Source organism: Allocoprococcus comes, assembly GCF_013300725.1.
GTDB classification, from domain to species: domain Bacteria; phylum Bacillota; class Clostridia; order Lachnospirales; family Lachnospiraceae; genus Allocoprococcus; species Allocoprococcus comes_A.
In genome coordinates, this window is sequence record NZ_JAAIMM010000001.1 from 199,144 (window position 1) to 217,352 (window position 18,209).

At 44.8% G+C, this 18,209-nt stretch carries 18 protein-coding genes; all 18 read left to right on the top strand.

Annotated features, from left to right (window positions below; genetic code table 11):
- Positions 1-37 precede the first annotated feature (37 nt).
- The gene (locus tag G4407_RS01095; RefSeq protein WP_173687415.1) at positions 38-2,692 is read left to right on the top strand and encodes a valine--tRNA ligase; all 2,655 of its coding nucleotides are present in this window, start codon (positions 38-40) and stop codon (positions 2,690-2,692) included.
- Positions 2,693-2,874: 182 nt separating this feature from the next.
- A complete protein-coding gene (locus G4407_RS01100; protein ID WP_173687459.1) occupies positions 2,875-5,103 on the top strand; it encodes a sulfatase-like hydrolase/transferase in 2,229 nt (742 codons plus the stop codon).
- Positions 5,104-5,132: 29 nt separating this feature from the next.
- Entirely contained in the window at positions 5,133-6,440 is a 1,308-nt protein-coding gene (locus tag G4407_RS01105; protein ID WP_173687416.1) for a bifunctional folylpolyglutamate synthase/dihydrofolate synthase, read from the top strand.
- Positions 6,433-6,567, top strand: a complete 135-nt coding sequence (locus G4407_RS16670) for a hypothetical protein (protein ID WP_022220983.1) — start codon at positions 6,433-6,435, stop codon at positions 6,565-6,567. Before G4407_RS01105 ends, G4407_RS16670 begins: the two co-directional genes overlap by 8 nt.
- Before the next feature lie 11 nt (positions 6,568-6,578).
- Positions 6,579-7,949: a tetratricopeptide repeat protein gene (locus G4407_RS01110; protein ID WP_173687417.1), complete on the top strand. Its 1,371-nt coding sequence runs from the start codon at positions 6,579-6,581 to the stop codon at positions 7,947-7,949.
- Positions 7,950-8,237: 288 nt separating this feature from the next.
- On the top strand, positions 8,238-8,552 hold the full coding sequence (locus G4407_RS01115; protein WP_008372950.1) for an STAS domain-containing protein: 315 nt from the start codon (positions 8,238-8,240) through the stop codon (positions 8,550-8,552).
- A complete protein-coding gene (gene spoIIAB, locus G4407_RS01120) occupies positions 8,552-9,022 on the top strand; it encodes an anti-sigma F factor (RefSeq protein ID WP_173687418.1) in 471 nt (156 codons plus the stop codon). The genes G4407_RS01115 and spoIIAB overlap by 1 nt, the downstream gene beginning before the upstream one ends.
- Positions 9,001-9,720, top strand: a complete 720-nt coding sequence (sigF, locus tag G4407_RS01125; protein ID WP_173687419.1) for an RNA polymerase sporulation sigma factor SigF — start codon at positions 9,001-9,003, stop codon at positions 9,718-9,720. The genes spoIIAB and sigF overlap by 22 nt, the downstream gene beginning before the upstream one ends.
- 74 nt (positions 9,721-9,794) lie before the next feature.
- Complete coding sequence (locus G4407_RS01130) at positions 9,795-9,977, top strand: hypothetical protein (RefSeq protein WP_173687420.1); 183 nt, start codon at positions 9,795-9,797, stop codon at positions 9,975-9,977.
- Positions 9,961-10,596 carry a stage V sporulation protein AA gene (locus G4407_RS01135; RefSeq protein ID WP_173687421.1) on the top strand — a complete coding sequence of 212 codons (636 nt, stop codon included), beginning with the start codon at positions 9,961-9,963 and terminating at the stop codon, positions 10,594-10,596. Before G4407_RS01130 ends, G4407_RS01135 begins: the two co-directional genes overlap by 17 nt.
- On the top strand, positions 10,586-11,002 hold the full coding sequence (locus tag G4407_RS01140; protein ID WP_173687422.1) for a stage V sporulation protein AB: 417 nt from the start codon (positions 10,586-10,588) through the stop codon (positions 11,000-11,002). The genes G4407_RS01135 and G4407_RS01140 overlap by 11 nt, the downstream gene beginning before the upstream one ends.
- A gap of 12 nt (positions 11,003-11,014) precedes the next feature.
- The gene (locus G4407_RS01145; RefSeq protein ID WP_173687423.1) at positions 11,015-11,473 is read left to right on the top strand and encodes a SpoVA/SpoVAEb family sporulation membrane protein; all 459 of its coding nucleotides are present in this window, start codon (positions 11,015-11,017) and stop codon (positions 11,471-11,473) included.
- A gap of 12 nt (positions 11,474-11,485) precedes the next feature.
- Complete coding sequence (gene spoVAD, locus G4407_RS01150; RefSeq protein WP_173687424.1) at positions 11,486-12,496, top strand: stage V sporulation protein AD; 1,011 nt, start codon at positions 11,486-11,488, stop codon at positions 12,494-12,496.
- 13 nt (positions 12,497-12,509) lie between these two features.
- Complete coding sequence (locus G4407_RS01155; protein ID WP_173687425.1) at positions 12,510-12,866, top strand: SpoVA/SpoVAEb family sporulation membrane protein; 357 nt, start codon at positions 12,510-12,512, stop codon at positions 12,864-12,866.
- Positions 12,867-13,012: 146 nt separating this feature from the next.
- Positions 13,013-14,647: a Na/Pi cotransporter family protein gene (locus G4407_RS01160; RefSeq protein ID WP_173687426.1), complete on the top strand. Its 1,635-nt coding sequence runs from the start codon at positions 13,013-13,015 to the stop codon at positions 14,645-14,647.
- A 208-nt stretch (positions 14,648-14,855) separates the two neighbouring features.
- Positions 14,856-15,827 (top strand): alpha/beta fold hydrolase, encoded by a 972-nt coding sequence (locus G4407_RS01165; RefSeq protein WP_173687427.1) that lies wholly within the window; start codon positions 14,856-14,858, stop codon positions 15,825-15,827.
- Positions 15,828-15,927: 100 nt separating this feature from the next.
- A complete protein-coding gene (locus tag G4407_RS01170; RefSeq protein WP_173687428.1) occupies positions 15,928-16,416 on the top strand; it encodes a zinc ribbon domain-containing protein in 489 nt (162 codons plus the stop codon).
- A gap of 171 nt (positions 16,417-16,587) precedes the next feature.
- A complete protein-coding gene (locus G4407_RS01175; RefSeq protein ID WP_173687429.1) occupies positions 16,588-18,120 on the top strand; it encodes a sigma-70 family RNA polymerase sigma factor in 1,533 nt (510 codons plus the stop codon).
- Positions 18,121-18,209: the final 89 nt, after the last annotated feature.

Consider the following 18,209-nt stretch of genomic DNA (forward strand, 5'->3'; position numbering starts at 1 on the left):
AGCAAAGTGCGCGGTGTACTTATAAGAGGAGGAAACAATGAGTAAGAATCTTGAAAAGACCTACAATCCGAAAGAGATTGAAGCGAAACTTTATGAAAAATGGTGTGAAGAAAAGTATTTTCACGCTGAAGTTGACAGAAGTAAGAAACCATTTACAACGGTAATGCCGCCACCGAATATCACCGGTAAGCTGCATATGGGACATGCTCTTGATAATACACTTCAGGATATCCTGATCCGTTACAAGAGAATGCAGGGATATAATGCACTGTGGATCCCGGGAACAGACCACGCTGCAATTTCAACAGAAGTAAAGGTTACAAACCAGTTAAAGGCAGAGGGAATTGATAAGAAAGAACTCGGAAGAGAAGGATTCCTTAAGAGAACCTGGCAGTGGAAAGAAGAGTACGCAGGAACTATCGAAGGTCAGCTGAAAAAGCTTGGTGTATCCTGTGACTGGGACAGAGAACGTTTCACCATGGATGAAGGATGCTCGAATGCGGTCAAAGAAGTATTCATTCGTCTTCACGAAAAAGGATTTATCTACAAAGGTTCCAGAATCATCAACTGGTGTCCGGTATGTAAGACTTCCCTTTCTGACGCAGAAGTTGAGCACGAGGAACAGGCAGGACATTTCTGGCACATCAAGTACCCGATCGTAGGAACAGACCGTTTCCTTGAGATCGCGACTACACGTCCGGAAACTCTGCTTGGAGATACAGCGATCGCCGTACACCCGGACGATGACAGGTACAAAGATATCGTAGGAAAGAATGTCATCCTTCCGTTAGTTGGAAGAGAGATCCCGATCGTGGCAGACGCTTACGTTGATAAAGAATTCGGAACAGGTGCGGTTAAGATCACACCGGCACATGACCCGAATGACTTTGAAGTAGGAAAGAGACATGATCTTCCGGAAATCAACATCCTGAATGATGATGCTACCATCGTAGAAGGATACGGAAGATATTCCGGAATGGACCGCTACGAAGCAAGAAAAGCAATCGTAGAAGATCTGGAAAAAGAAGGATACCTTGTAAGCATCGAAGAACATGTACACAACGTTGGAACACATGACAGATGTAAGACAACCGTTGAACCGATGATCAAACCACAGTGGTTTGTTAAGATGGATGAGCTTGCCAAACCGGCGATCAATGCGATCAAGACCGGCGAATTAAAATTCGTACCGGAACGTTTCGGTAAGATCTACCTGAACTGGCTGGAAAATATCCGTGACTGGTGTATTTCACGTCAGATCTGGTGGGGACACAGAATCCCGGCTTACTATTGTGATGAATGTGGAGAAGTGGTTGTTGCACGTGAGATGCCGGAAAAATGCCCGCACTGCGGCTGCACACATCTGACACAGGATGAAGATACACTGGATACCTGGTTCAGTTCAGCACTGTGGCCGTTCTCAACACTTGGATGGCCGGAAGAGACAGAAGACCTCAAGTATTTCTATCCGACAGATGTACTGGTAACCGGATATGACATTATTTTCTTCTGGGTAATCCGTATGGTATTCTCCGGATATGCACATACTGGAAAAGCACCGTTCCATACCGTTCTGATCCATGGACTGGTAAGGGATTCCCAGGGCCGTAAGATGAGTAAATCTCTTGGAAATGGTATCGATCCGCTGGAGGTCATTGATGAGTACGGTGCAGATGCACTCCGTCTGACTCTGATCACAGGAAATGCACCTGGAAATGATATGCGTTTCTACAACGAACGTGTAGAATCCAGCCGTAACTTTGCCAATAAAGTATGGAATGCTTCCAGATTTATCATGATGAATATGGAAGACAAAGTGATTTCCAAACCGGACGAAGCCGATCTGGAAGTTACAGATAAATGGATCTTATCAAAGGTCAATACACTTGCAAAAGATGTAACTGAGAACATGGACAAATTTGAACTGGGTATTGCAGTACAGAAAGTATATGACTTTATCTGGGATGAATTCTGTGACTGGTACATCGAGCTTGTAAAATACAGGATCTACCATTCAGATGAAAATTATAAGAGCGCCAATGCAGCACTTTGGACACTGAAGACGGTTCTTGGTAATGCACTGAAGATGTTACATCCATTTATGCCATTTGTAACAGAAGAAATCTACAGCGCACTGGTACCGGAGGAAAAATCTCTGATGATGTCAGACTGGCCGCAGTTTACCGAAGACTGGTGCTATGCAGACGCTGAAAATATAACAGATCATATGAAAGAAGTTATCCGCGGTGTCAGAAATGCGCGGGCAGAAATGAATGTACCGCCGAGCCGTAAAGCAAAGGTTTATGTAGTATGCGAAGATGAGAAGCTTTGTGAAGGATTCGAAGAGCTGACAACATGCGCATGCCCGCTTATGAGTGCTTCTGAACTTGCTATCCAGGCTGATAAGGCAGGTATTGCGGATGATGCCGTATCAATCGTAGTACCGGATGCTTCTGTATATGTACCACTGGAAGAGCTGATCGACTTCGAACAGGAAATCGAGCGTCTGACAAAAGAAGAAGAAAAGCTTACAAAAGAAATCAACCGTGCAAAGGGAATGCTTTCAAATGAAAAATTCGTCAGCAAAGCACCACAGGCAAAGGTTGATGAAGAAAAAGCAAAGCTTGAAAAGTATACACAAATGATGGAACAGGTGAAAGAACGTCTGGAGGCTTTAAAGGCAGGAAGATAATCACTGCAGGAAAGTACTAAGGCATATTCTTTTTTAGCCAGATATACCGGCAGATGCAGCATAAACTGCACCTGCCGGTACAGAAACACGTAAGGGGTTAAAAGACGATGAAGGGAATTCATTTTAAAAAGATTCAGTGGAAAAAACCGGATCTGAAAGGAAAATGGCAGAAGCTGAAGAATATGAAGCCAGGAGATATAAAGGCGCATTTAAAAAAGCAGCATGAGCGAAGACAGCAGATTCTTGAAAAGCGGCGTAACAGCAAATTCGCAAAAAAGATGGCACCGTACTATAAGATAATGAACCGGTTCTCTTTGCCGCTTCAGGCACTGTGGGCTTGTATCATTAACTTTATCATTGAAGCACTGTCCAGACATTCAGCAATTGCAGCTTGGCAGTATATGACAGGAACACCGCTGGTATTTTTGTACAATGCCGGAATGATTTTCGTTACACTTTTAATCGCTTATCTGGTGCGGCGCCGGGTGTTTACACGACTGATCATCAGTGCATTGTGGCTCTTTCTGGGTGTTGTCAACGGAGTGATGCTGGCAAAGCGTGTTACGCCGTTTAATGCACAGGATCTAAAGACATTTACAGAAGGACTGTCACTGTTTACAAATTATTTCTCGGTGGCAGAGCTTGTGATGATGGGAATTGGTGTCCCGGCACTGCTCATCTGGCTGGTTGCCATGTGGAGACGTGCCGGACAGTATGAAGGAAAGATGCACAGGATCCCGATGCTGATTATTGTTGTTGCAGCATTTTTTGGATATTCTGTACTGACAAATGTTGCTGTAGATAAGAGGATTATTTCTACTTACTTTGGAAACATTGCATTTGCTTATCAGGATTACGGACTTCCGTACTGTTTTTCAGCCAGCCTTTTTAATACAGGTATTTCAGAACCGAATGATTATAACAAAGACACGATCGAGAAGATCACGAATAATGGAGAGATGACAGAGAGCACATCAGACAATGGTGTGAGACCGAATGTCTTGTTTGTACAGCTGGAATCTTTCTTTGATCCTACCGAATATGAGGATCTGCAGATGTCAGAGGATCCGATTCCGAATCTGCGCAAGATGTTTGAAAATTATTCTTCCGGATATTTTAAGGTTCCTTCGGTGGGAGCCGGAACAGCCAATACAGAATTTGAAGTACTGACAGGTATGAACCTGCGTTATTTCGGACCGGGCGAGTATCCTTATAAGACAAAGCTTAAGAATCAGGTATGTGAAAGTGCAGCAACTGCATTTTCTGCATTCGGTTACGGAACCCATGCGCTTCACAATAACGGTGGTAATTTCTACAGCCGTGCGAAGGTATTTAACAATATTGGTTTTGACAGCTTTACAAGTAAAGAGTTTATGAATATTCTCCAGACAACAGAGAATGGATGGTCGAAGGACGATATTCTTCTGACGCACATCAAAGACGCTCTGGACTCTACCGAGCAGGAGGATTTTGTATTTACAGTCAGTGTACAGGGACATGGAAATTATCCGACAGAAAAGGTGATTGAGAATCCGAAGATCACCGTAACAGGAGCACCGACAGAAGAGAAGAACAATGCCTGGGAATACTATGTGAACCAGGTATATGAGATGGATCAGTTTGCCGGTAATCTGGTGAAAATGATGGAAGAACGCGGTGAGCCGACTGTGATCGTATTCTATGGTGATCATCTGCCGACAATGGGACTGGAAGCAAAGGATATGAAGAGCCGTTATCTGTACAATACAAATTATGTGATCTGGGACAATATCGGACTTCAGAAAGAGGATCGGAACATTCCGTCCTACCAGATCATGGCGGATGTGATGGACAGCCTGGGATTACATTCCGGTACGGTATTCAACTATCACCAGCAGAGACGCCAGACAAAGGATTATCTGAAGGATCTGGAGCTTTTACAGTATGATATTCTGTATGGAGACCAGTATGTATACAATGGTAAGCCACCGATCACAGAAGGCCATATGCAGATGGGGATCAAGGAGGTTACGCTCACGGATCTTGTAGAAAATCTGGATGAGACCTACAGCCTCTACGGGACAAACTTTACTAAATGGAGCAAGGTTTACATCAATGATGAAAAGCAGGAATCTACCTTCCTCAATAATACAAGGATCGAACTGCCGGACAGTAAGCTGAAGGATGGAGACATCATTACGGTCAGTCAGGTCGGATCAAGCAATACCATCTTCAGGACTTCAAGTGAATATATTTACACGGATGGAAAAATCCTGGAATATACAGATGAAGTAAAAGAACAGCTGAAGAAAGAAAAGGAACAGAAGAATTCTGCAAAGACGGACACCGATCAGAAGAAGACAGAAAATGCCGGACAGTCCGAAGAACAGCAGGATCAGAATAATAAAGAAGAAAAGAGCGGGCAGCAGTAGAGTTCCGCTTAAGAAAGACGGGAAAGATTGTGAAGTATGAAGAAGTAGTCCGGTATATAGAGGACATACCAAAATTTACAAAGAAGCATACGCTTTTGCATACCCGTGAATTTATGAAAAGATTGGGGAATCCCTGCCAGGGAAGAAAGGTTCTTCACGTGGCAGGGACGAACGGAAAGGGAAGCGTCTGCGCATATATGCAGGCGATTCTTCTTTTTGAGGGAAAGCGTGTTGGATTTTTTACATCGCCGCATCTGGTAAAGCTCAACGAGCGGATCCGGATCAATGGAAAAGATATTGACGATGATACCTTCTGCAGGATTTTTGCAAAGGTGCAGCAGGTGGCAGAAGAACTGGAAAAGGAAGGACTGGAACATCCTTCTTATTTTGAATTCCTGTATGGAATGGGGATGCTTGCATTTGAAGAAAGTGATGCAGAGTATATTGTACTGGAGACAGGACTTGGTGGAAGGCTGGATGCGACTAATTCATTCGAGCATCCGTTCCTGAGTGTGATCACATCGATCGGACTGGATCACACAGAGATTCTTGGGGATACGATTGAAAAGATCGCGGGAGAAAAGGCCGGAATCATTAAAAAAGGCGTACCGGTATTTTTTGACGGCTCTGATGAAAGAAGCAGTCGGGTTATAGAAGAAACTGCCGAAAATCTGGAAGCACCGTGGTATAAAATGGAAAAAGATGCGTTGAAAATTCAAGAAATTACAGACAAACATATTGCTTTTTCTATTTTGGATGAGTATGATAATAATACCGTATGGCAGGTGGCGAGCACCGGAATCTATCAGGTGATGAACGCAGCACTGGCAATCCGGGCGATGAGATATACATTTGGCGACAAGGCAGAGATCTGCAAATGGCAGAAGGTGGTCGCATCTGTTAAATGGCAGGGCAGAATGGAAGAAGTTCTTCCCGGAGTTATCTTTGACGGGGCGCATAATCTTGCGGCAATCCGTGAATTTACAAAGAGTATCCGGTTCCAAAGAGAGACGGAAGGAGAAATCCATCCACTGGTAATCCTTTTTTCAGCCGTTGCAGATAAGGATTACAGCCATATGATCGAGCTTCTATGCAGAGAATCGAAAGCAGATGCCTATGTCATTTCCAAAGTAGACAATAAAAGGGGAGCGCAGGCAGATACACTTGCCGCGCTGTTCCGGAAGTATACAGACAGACCGGTCTATCGGGAGGACACGCTTGCTGATGCATTTACACGTGCACTGAATGAAAAGGGCAGCGAAGGGAAACTTTACTGTCTGGGGTCGCTCTATCTGGTAGGGGAGTTAAAAGAACTGATAGGAGGACAAGATGCTTAATTTTGAAGAAGAACTTAAGAAGTTCAAACCAAGTCTGGAAGTAGAAGATATCGAGAATGCAGTATATCAGGAGGATCTGTCTGATATGACAGATATCTTAAGAGAGATGATGGATCAGAAAAAATAGGGGAGATTTTGATGGACTATAAGCAGAAACTCGAGTACCAGTCGAACTACTGGTACAATGATGGACTGAAGAAAGCGCAGATCCGGGATCTGTCCGGGGCAATTGTGTCGTTAAAAAGAAGTTTGCAGTTTAACAGAGAAAATATCACAGCGAGGAATCTTCTCGGACTTGTCTATTATGGACGTGGAGAAGTAGCGGAGGCTCTTGTAGAGTGGATCATCAGTAAAAACTTCAGGGCTTCCGAGAATATTGCCAGCTACTATATCAGTAAGGTCCAGGACAATCCAAGTGAGCTGGAGAAGGTGAATCAGGAAGTTCACAAATACAACCAGTGTCTTGGATACTGCAGACAGAATGGAGAAGATCTTGCGATCATCCAGCTGAAAAAGGTGGTTGTGGCACATCCGTCTTTCCTGAAGGCATATCAGCTTCTGGCATTGCTTTATATGCATTCCGGACAGTATTCCAAAGCAAGACAGAGCCTGAAGACAGCACTCAAGCTGGATGTGACGAATGATATTACGCTTCGGTATATGCATGAGCTGAACCGTCAGCGGAACCGGCAGGTTGCACATATTAAAGAGGAAAAGCATGGCAGACAATCGGTTGTCACATACAATCTGGGAAATGAGACGATCATTCAGCCTGCAGCAACACTGCGAGACAATGCGGCAGTGATGACCGTTGTCAATATTCTGATCGGTATGGTGGTTGGAGCGGCAGTGGTGTGGTTTCTGATCGCTCCGGCGGTAAACCAGACAAAGTCGTCTACAAAAAACCGGAATGTTATTGCACTAAGCGAGCAGATCGCTTCACAGAAGACGCAGATCCAGACGCTTAAGGATGAACTGGAAGGATACCGTAACAGCAGTGATGAGGTAGAATCGGCAAAGCAGACCGCCGCATCCACACAGGACAGCTATGATGCCCTGATCAAGGTATATCAGCAGTATTATGGTGGAACAACGAGCAATGCGGATATGGCAGATACGCTGCTTGGACTGAACAGGGATTCGCTGGGAGAAGAGGGACAGAAAATCTATGATTCAATCTCAGGTTCCTTGTTCCCGCGAGTATGTGTGAGCCTGTATTCGACTGCGCAGTATGAAGTGCAGAGTGGGAATTACGATGATGCCATTTCGGATCTTGAAAAGATCCAGAAGATGGATGACTCTTATAGTGACGGTGGTGTGTACAAGCTTCTTGGAGACGCGTATGCCGGCAAAGGTGATACGGACAATGCAAAGAGCAATTACGAAAAAGCCGCGACCGATTATCCGGGAACACAGGCAGCATATTCGGCACAGAGCGCACTGGATGCAATGGGATCAGATAGAACTTCGGAGAATACTTCCGGAGGAACAGGTACCCAGGGACAATAAATGAGGATTGCAAGAGTGCAAAGCACGTAGCAATCTGGTATCAAAGGGGCAAAATACCTTTTGACCCAACATCATAAAATATAGAAAGCACAAAAGAGAAGGTAGCGAAAAAAGGCGTTACTTTCTCTTTTTTTGTTATAAATCCTGTATTTTAAGCTGTGGAGACAAATGATACAAAAAAGTGTGATGACATTCAAGCTGTGCAACACGTTCTTTTGTATCATTTATCCATCAAGGTTATTGGCGTATTTGTATAAATAAAAAAGACAGAAAGGGGTTTAATCAAAAATGCAGTATCAGATCAAAGAAAATTGTCTTACGATTTTTCTTCCGGCGGAGGTGGACCATCACAATGCGGAGGAGATCAAACGGGAGGCGGATAAGGTGATCGAGGAGCAACATATCAAATATGTGATCTTTGATTTTGGAAGGACGAATTTTATGGACAGTTCCGGGATTGGAGTGATCATGGGACGGTACCGGCATATCTTTCTTCTTGGCGGGGAAGTATGGGCGATACATACAAGTGAACGGATGCGGCAGATTCTGAATATGTCCGGCGTGACGAAGATCATACAGATTTATGAGGAGGGAATGATGTAATGGAATATTTTAACGAGATGGAAGTAGTATTTGACAGCAGATCGGAGAATGAGGGATTTGCAAGGGTGGCAGTGGCTGCATTTATGACACAGATGGATCCGGTTCTGGAGGAAGTGGCAGACGTGAAGACAGCGGTTTCCGAGGCAGTGACGAACAGCATCATCCATGGATATGAGGGACGGACATCCGGAAAGATTACGGTCTGGTGCGGGATTGAAAAAGATAGGAAGACCATTCTGGTCACAGTGAAGGATCAGGGCGTCGGTATCGAAAACGTGGAGCAGGCGATGGAGCCACTCTATACGACCAGGCCGGATATGGATCGGTCCGGGATGGGATTTGCATTTATGGAGGCATTTATGGATGAAGTACAGGTGGAATCTGTGCCTGGAAAAGGGACTACGGTTTGGATGAAGAAAACGACAGGAGGGGAAAAGAAGGAAGCTGTATGGACCACACAATCGCATTGATCAGACGGGCTCACGAAGGGGATGAAAATGCGAGGGCACAGCTTGTGGAGGAAAACACCGGTCTGATCTGGTGTGTTGTGAAACGGTTTTACGGACGGGGCACAGAGGCAGAGGATTTATTTCAGATCGGAAGCATCGGGCTTTTAAAAGCGATCGATAAGTTTGATCTGGGCTATGATGTGAAATTTTCTACCTATGCAGTTCCGATGATCACAGGAGAAATAAAGCGTTTCCTGCGTGATGACGGGATGCTGAAGGTCAGCCGTTCCTTAAAAGAGATTGCATATAAAGCATATCAGGCAAAGGAGGCACTCACGGAAAAGCTTGGCAGAGAACCGCTTCTGGAAGAAATTGCGGAAGAAACGGGTGTGGAAAAAGAGGAGCTTGTGATGGCGATGGAGGCAGCAGGAGAAGTGGAATCGCTTCACAGACCGGTCGGAATGAAAGATGGAAATGAAGTGATGCTGCTGGAAAAGATTGCAGATACAGGCGGTGCAGAAGAAAAGATCCTGGATCATCTTCTGCTTACAGAGCTGATCAAAGAATTAAAAAAAGACGAGAGAAGGCTTCTGTATCTGCGCTATTTTGCAGATAAGACGCAGACAGAAATCGGCGAAGAGCTTGGGATTTCCCAGGTGCAGGTATCGCGGATGGAGAAAAAGATCCTGAAAACCATGCGGGAACACGCAAAAGAATAAAAGGATGTATGTTTTCCGGAAAAACAGGGATACTATTTCCTATCTGAAACAGATCACAAAGGAGGCGGATGTGATTGGAAAGAAGAAAAAAATATATCTGGGGCTGTGTTCTTTGTGCCCTGCTGACAGCAGTTCTGATCGGAGTGGTCTACTATTACAATGACGTCCGGGGGACAGACCAGGTAAATGAAGGAACGCTGATCTGGCAGTCGGTACCGGTAAAGGAAAGGACGGATACAGATGTCTTCGGGAAATGAAATACTTTATATTAAAGGGGAAAAGAATACAGAGGTGAAAGAACCAAATGTGACACTGGGAGATATCCTGACAATGGAATGCAGCAATTCTTCCATCATGAACAGGATTAAACCACTGCGGATCCTGAAAATCCCGGAAAAAGGACAGCACAGGTATGTGGTGTCTGTTCTGAAAATCATAGAATGTATCCACCGGGAAATTCCCGGATTACAGATCCGGAACGAAGGGGAAAGTGATCTGATCGTTACCTATGAAGGGGAGCAAAAACGAAATGCTATCTGGCAGGGAATAAAAGTGGTTGTAGTTGCAGGAATCACATTTATCGGAGCAGCATTTTCCATTATGGCATTTAACAATGATGTGTCGGTGACAAAGATGTTTTCCCGGATTTATCTGCTTCTTACCGGAAAAGAGTCGAATGGATTTACCCTGCTAGAGATGACTTACTGCATTGGGCTGATCGTCGGGATCCTGATTTTCTTCAATCATTTTGGAAGAAAGAAATTTACAGCAGATCCGACTCCGATGGAAGTGGAAATGCGTTTGTATGAAAATGATATTCAGGAAACTCTGATCGAAGCTTATGCGAGAAAGGAAAAAGAAGTCGATGTGGATTAGGCAGATTCTGGTGGCGGTGGTTGGTCTTGCATCCGGATTTGCAGTCGCGGCAGGACTGTTTTCCTTTATTATTGGACTTGGCGTGGTGTCAGATTTTGCAGACCGGACACATACCGGGAAGCATGTCATGCTGTATGAAAACTGCATTATGGCAGGTGGGATCCTTGGAAATATTTTCTGGGTATACGGGCTCACGATGCCCGGCGGCAAATGGATCGTTCCGGTGTTTGGGCTTTTTTCTGGAATTTTTGTCGGATGCTGGTCAATGGCACTTGCGGAAATCCTGAATATTTTTCCGATCTTTATCCGGAGGATCAAAATCCTGAAATGTGTGCCGTGGCTGATCTTTGGGATGGCGCTTGGGAAAAGCCTGGGAGCACTTCTGTTTTTCTATAAAAGATGGTAACTGGAGGAGAAAATGAAGCAACAAGAGAAAGAAAAAGAGTATGAAGCATATGTAAAAGAGAAAACTCCGGTCAGGAAGCCTGGACCTGCGATGGCAAAAGCATTCGTGACCGGTGGGATCATCTGTACGATCGGGCAGGCGATCTTAAACGCGTGCGAAAAGGCAGGAATGTCAAAGGATATTTCTGCAAGCTGGTGTTCACTGATCCTGATCCTGGCAAGTGTGGTGCTGACCGGATTTGGAATTTATCCGAAGATCGCGAACTGGGGAGGAGCAGGAGCATTGGTCCCTATCACCGGATTTGCCAATTCCGTTGCGGCACCGGCAATTGAATACAAAAAAGAGGGACAGGTTTTCGGAATTGGCTGCAAGATATTTACGATCGCAGGGCCAGTGATCCTGTACGGAGTTTTCACCAGCTGGGTTCTGGGACTGCTCTACTGGATTGGAACGCTGATCGGAATTGTGTAAGGAGGGATGGATATGAATGCGATAAAAGGTACGCAGAGTATTGCATTTTCGGAAAGTCCGTATCTGGTAAGCGCCGGATCGGTTGCCGGAAAAAAAGAAGGAGAAGGGCCGCTTGGAAAATATTTTGATATTGCATCGGAGGATGACCTTTTCGGAGAGAAAACCTGGGAGCTTGCAGAAGGAACAATGCAGAAGCTTGCGTGTATGCTGGCATTGAAAAATGCGGGAGTACAGCCGGAGGAGGTACGCTATCTCTTTGGCGGTGATCTTTTAAGACAGGGGATTGCTACATCGATGGGGGCGGAAGAACTTCAGATCCCGGTGTTCGGCCTTTTCGGTGCCTGTTCTACATCCGGAGAGGCACTTGCCCTTGCTGCAATGACTGTGGCGGCAGGTTATGGAGATCTGGTGCTTGCTGCAACATCGAGCCATTTTGGAAGTGCAGAAAAAGAATTCCGTTTTCCACTTGGCTATGCGAATCAGAGACCACTTTCCTCGACATGGACAGTGACAGGAAGCGGAGCCTTTCTGGTAGGAAAAAAGAAAAGCCGGGTGCGGATCAGTGGGGTGACGATTGGAAAAATTGTGGATTATGGACTGAAGGATTCACAGAATATGGGAGCGTGTATGGCACCGGCAGCGTGTGATACGATCCTGCAGAATCTTATGGATTTTGGAAGGGATGAAAAGGATTATGACCGGATCATTACCGGAGACCTGGGCTATGTGGGACAATCGATTTTATTTGACCTGCTTCGGAAAAAAGGGCTGGATATCAAAGAAAATCATATGGACTGCGGAATGACGATCTTCGATCAGCAGACACAGCATACCAATTCCGGTGGAAGCGGCTGCGGCTGCGCGGCGATCACTCTTGCAGCATATATTATGCCACAGCTGATATCGGGGGAGTGGAAAAGGATCCTTTTTGTACCAACGGGGGCGCTGATGTCGACGGTCAGCTTCAATGAAGGAGAAAGCGTTCCAGGAATTGCACATGGAATTGTGCTGGAACATTGTTAAAGGAGGAAAGAAAATGGACTATATCAATGCATTCTGGGTAGGAGGACTCGTCTGTGCACTGGCGCAGATCCTGCTTGACCGGACGAAAATGATGCCGGGAAGAGTCATGGTAAGCCTGGTGGTGCTTGGCTGCATTCTTGGTTTTGTACAGATATTCAAACCACTTCAGGAGTATGCCGGGGCGGGCGTGAGCGTGCCACTGCTCGGTTTTGGAAATACTTTATGGAACGGGGTAAAAGAGGCAGTCGACAAGGAAGGATTTATCGGAATTTTTCTTGGAGGATTCAAGGCAAGTGCGGCAGGAATCAGCGGCGCATTGATTTTTGGGTACATTGCATCATGGATATTTGAACCAAAGATGAAGGAGTAATGGGAATAATTTTCGTCAGAACTACGAAAGAAAATTTATTGTACAGAGAGAAAAATGATGTTAAGATGAAATCGTGGCTGTGTAAATGGCCTGTAAAATAAGAATCAGAGTGAAAAAGAAAGTACATAAGAGGAGATAACACGACTATGAAGTACACAAGTATCATTATTCCGTTTGTCGGAGGCCTTGGTATGTTCATTTATGGAATGCAGATCATGGCACAGGGGCTGGAGAATGCTGCCGGCAACCGGATGAAGTCATTGCTTGAAGCACTTACAAAGAATAAGTTCTTCGGCGTACTGCTTGGAGCGTTCATTACCGCAGTGATCCAGAGCTCATCTGCGACGACCGTCATGGTAGTCGGTTTTGTAAATGCCGGGATCATGAACCTTCAGCAGGCGATGGGGGTTATCATGGGTGCGAACATCGGTACAACGGTTACCGGATGGCTGGTATCCAGTGTGGAATGGGCCAAATTTTTAAGTCCGTCCAATCTGGCACCTGTTGCGATCATGATCGGTGTGATCATTATGCTGACAGGAAAGAGACGCTCGACAAAGGATATTGCAAGTATTGTGGTTGGATTCGGACTTTTGTTTGTCGGAATTTCATCCATGTCTTCGGCAGTAGAACCGCTTAAGGATAACGCAGCATTCTGCAATATTTTCGTATCACTGGGACGAAATCCGTTCCTGGGTATCGTGGCAGGTGCAGCAGTTACGGCAATCATCCAGAGTTCATCTGCGTCGGTCGGAATCCTGCAGAGCCTTGCAGCAGCAGGTCTTGTACCGTTTGGCGCAGCGATCTATATTATCATGGGACAGAATATCGGTACCTGTGTAACTGCAATCCTGTCCAGTGTGGGTGCAAAGAAAAATGCGAAAACCGCAGCACTGATGCATCTGATCTTTAATATCATCGGAACGATCATTTTCAGTATCATAGCGATCGCATATCTGAGTATTGTGAATCCGGCATGGGCACACGGCAATATTACACAGACACAGATCAGTATGGTGCATACGGTATTCAACATTGTGACAACAGTTCTGCTGTTCCCGGTTTCTGACTGGATCATCAAGCTTGCCAAGAAGATCGGACATGTGGAAGAAGAGGTACAGGATGAAAGTGCAGTCCTTCTGGATGACCGTATGCTGGAGACCCCTGGTATCGCGATTCAGTCAACCGTTTCCGAGCTTGTCCGAATGGGACATGTGGTTGCGGATTCCCTGGAGGTTGCAAGAAAGGTTATGTTCGAACGAAAAGAAGAACAGATTGCGTTCCTGAAGGAAGAAGAAAGCAAGGTAGACCGGTTAAGTGCCGGAATTACATCCTATGCAATCAAGCTGTCGACTTTGCAGATCAATGAACGTGAGCATGAAGAAGTGGCTCATATGCTTCAGATCGTGTCGGATATGGAACGTATCAGTGATTACTGTGAAAATATTTCCGAGTTTGCAGAATCCTTACAGGAGAAGCAGGTTGACTTCTCCGAAATAGGAGTGGAACATCTGAACAAGATGCTGGATGTCTGTATTGCAAGTTATCTGTATGCGTTGGAAGCCTTTGAGTCCAATGACCGCGAAAGCGCATTGAAGACGATCGAGAAGGAAACAGAGGCAGACGGGCTGGAGATTTCCCTTCGTGCAAAGCATATCAAGCGTCTTACCAACCAGCAGTGCAACACAGAAGCCGGAGTGGTATTCCTTGATTCCCTGGTATGTCTGGAAAGAATTTCTGACCATGCCAGAAATATTGCGGAAGAAGTGCTGGCAGAATAGAAGATAAGGCAGAGATTAAGGATGAGCATCTATCGTTAATGCGTGATTGCTGAATTATGTAAGTGGAAAAAGTGCAACTTTATAATTTCAAACAACTTTAAAGAATTGTATACAGAAATCATATAGCAGAGAGTTTCCCTCTCTGCTATAATCATATCAGGAAATAAAAAGTACGAACCAGAATATATCTATCGGGGAGGTTATTCACATGCAGACAACTATTTTACAGGAAAGTAACTACAAAGAAGAGATGCAGACCATCGTAGAACCGTATCTTGCATCCATCGGAACAGAATTTTATCTGGAAAGGCATGCAGGACAGAAGATCCATTGTATGCATTATGTTCCGGAGAACCCACATGCGGTTGTGATGTTGTCACATGGATTCGTTGAAAATGCGGAGAAATACAAGGAGATCGCCTATTATTTTGCAAAGGAGGGCTTTAGCGTATATCTTCCGGAGCACTGCGGACATGGTTTCAGCTATCGTATGACAGAGGATGAATCACTGGTACATCTGGATAATTTTGAGCGTTATGTGGAAGACTTTATCTTTGTAACCAAGAAGGCAAAAGAGGACAATCCGGGGATGAAGATTTATCTGTACGGACATTCTATGGGAGGCGGAATTGCGGCAGCAGTTGCGGCAAGAGCGCCGGAAATATTTGAGAAGGTAATTCTGTCGTCACCGATGATCCGCCCACTGACCGGAGGGGTGCCGTGGCATGTGGCAAAGGCAATTGCAAAGACTTCCTGCAAAGTGGGAAGGGAAGCAAACTATGTGGTTGGTCAGAAGCCGTACAAGGAGCCGGCAAAATTTGAGGATAGCTGTTCTCTTTCCCATGCCAGATTTGAGTATTACGAGGAAAAGAGAACAAAAGAATCCCGTTATCATCTGAACGCGCCGTCTTATGGATGGCTTGGAAATGCAATGCGTCTGAACCGGTATCTGGAGAAGACCGGATGGAAAAAGATCGCAGCACCTGTTATGCTCTTTTCAGCAGGGAAAGATAATCTGGTGTCCAATGCAGAGCAGGAACGTTTTGTGCGAAAATTAAACAAGAACAGACCGGGAAGTGCCGAGCTTGTGAAGTTCCCGGAGTCCAAGCATGAGATATTCAATGCAGGAAATGACATTGCAGAAGAGTATTGGAAAAAAGTGTTTTCCTTTTTTGAATAACTATTAAAAAAATTATAAAAGTGGTAAATTATACAAGTTCTTTATTGATAAATATAAAGAATGTGGTAAGATGAAAATTGCAGAAAGAAGGGTGAAGAAAATGGGATTTTTTGATAATCTGAAAAGCAGCCTGACAGAAACCGGTCAGGATTTATCACAGAAGGCAAAGGATACGACAGAGATTTTCCGCCTGACAAATTTAAATAAGACGAAAGAAAAAGAAATTGAAAAAGTCATTTATCAGATTGGCAGTACATACTATGCCAATTACAGAGATGAATGCATGGAAAAGATGCCGGAGCTTGCCGCACAGATCAAGTCCCTGCAGGATGAGATCGCGGCCAATAAAGAGATGATTGAAAAATTATCGACAGAAGAGATCTGTCCGCAGTGTGGAAAGAAAGTGAACCCTGGAAGTAAATTCTGTATTTACTGTGGAGCGGCACTGGAAGCACCGGCAGAACAACCGGAGGAAAAGGCAGAAGTGAAAGTGTGCAAAGCCTGTGGAAAGCCACTGGAAGAGGGCGCTGTATTCTGCACAAACTGTGGAACAAAAATAGAAGACGATAAGGCAACTGAGGAAAACTAGAAGGCAAAGCAGCGAATGATGAAACGCAGGTCAGAATGTAAAAAAATAAAAGAGTATATGCAAAAAGCCGGATAGGAGTTATTCTATCCGGTCTTTTATGTATAAGACGAGCCGGTTACAGATTTGTGCATACACAGGAACGACCGGCTGATGCGTTGGAGGACAGGAAACATGTATTGCACCAGATGTGGGAAAGAAATCAGGAGTGACCAGAAGTTCTGCGGGAACTGTGGAGCGAAGAATATCAATTATAAAGAAAAAAATGATCTGAAAGAGATGATAGAAAAAGCTGTCGCCGGAGAAGAGAACGCTCTGGAGAAAATTTACAATTTGACTTATGTGCAGGGGTTTGCGATCGCACTTCAGATAGTGAAAAATGAGCAGGATGCAATGGATGTAATGCAGGATGCGTATATTTCTGCATTTTGCAATCTGAATCAGCTTGCGGATCCGGACCGGCTGAAAAGCTGGTTCAACTGTATCGTGGCAAATAAGTGTAAAGACTGGCTGAAAAAGAAGAAGCCGCAGCTATTTTCTGATATACCGACAGGGGATGATGACCGGGAATTTGAAGATACAATTGCAGATGAAAATCTGACATTTTCACCGGAAGATTCCGTGGATTATGCAGAGACAAAGCGATTGATGAAAGAAATTCTGGACAGTCTGCCAGAAGATCAGAAGCTGTGTGTGCTGATGTATTATTATGAGGAATTGTCGGTTGCAGACATTGCAGATGCACTTGGATGTTCGACCGGAACGGTAAAGAGCAGACTGAATTACGCCAGGAAGAAGATCAGAAATGATGTAGAAGAACTGGAAAGAAAAGGAACGAAATTATACAGCGTGGCGCCGCTTCCATTTATACTCTGGATGCTCAGAGAGGGCGAGCAGACGATATCGGTGCCTGGTTCATTTGGAAGAGAACTGGTAAGACAGGGTGCCGGTATTGTAAAAAGCGGAAGTGCACTCACAAGCGGAAATACCGGTTCGGGTAAAAGTGGAATCAGGAAGACAGATCCGGTAAAGAACGGGCAGGCAGCAGGCAGAAAGATCGTAAAGAGTGCGGCAGGAAAAGCGGCAGGGAAAATCATCGGTACAAAGGCTGTTGCCGGAGTTGTAGGAGCGGCAGTGATCGGAGGAGGTGCTGTCGCAGGGTATAATATCCATCAGGCAAAAGAGCAGAAGGTTACAAAAGAAGAATGGCAGGCGGCTTACAAAGACTGGGTTGGAAAGTGGAGTGATGACACAAGGTTTGAACTCTTTGACATGAATGGAGATGATGTACCCGAGATTGTGCGGGTTGGATCCTGCATGGCGGATGGTGCGACCGTAGCGACCTGTACACCGGATGGAATCCAGGAAGAAGAAGTCTATAGGATCGGGATGTGGTATATTCCGGGCAGTAATGTACTGGACAACAATGACGGAAATATGGGTGTTTTTTATGACCGCGTTTTTGAAATCAAAGATGGGAAATGGGTACAGATCGGTGATGGCGAATATGGAATGGAAGATAATACGAATCCGGAGTATGATGAAAACGGAGACTATGTTTTCCGGTATAAATGGGATGGAAAAGAAGTCACAAAAAAGAAATATGAAAAGAAATTAAAGAAATTATTTGGAAACAGAAAGCCGGAAGCACTGGGCAATGAAGCTGTTTCATACCATGAGATCATCAACCAGATCAGTCATTATTAAAAAAATAAAAATTTTTTCTTTTTTTAAAACCAAACCGGATTTTGACTCGTCTTAATAATATAAACGAGAAAAATATAGCATACAGAAAG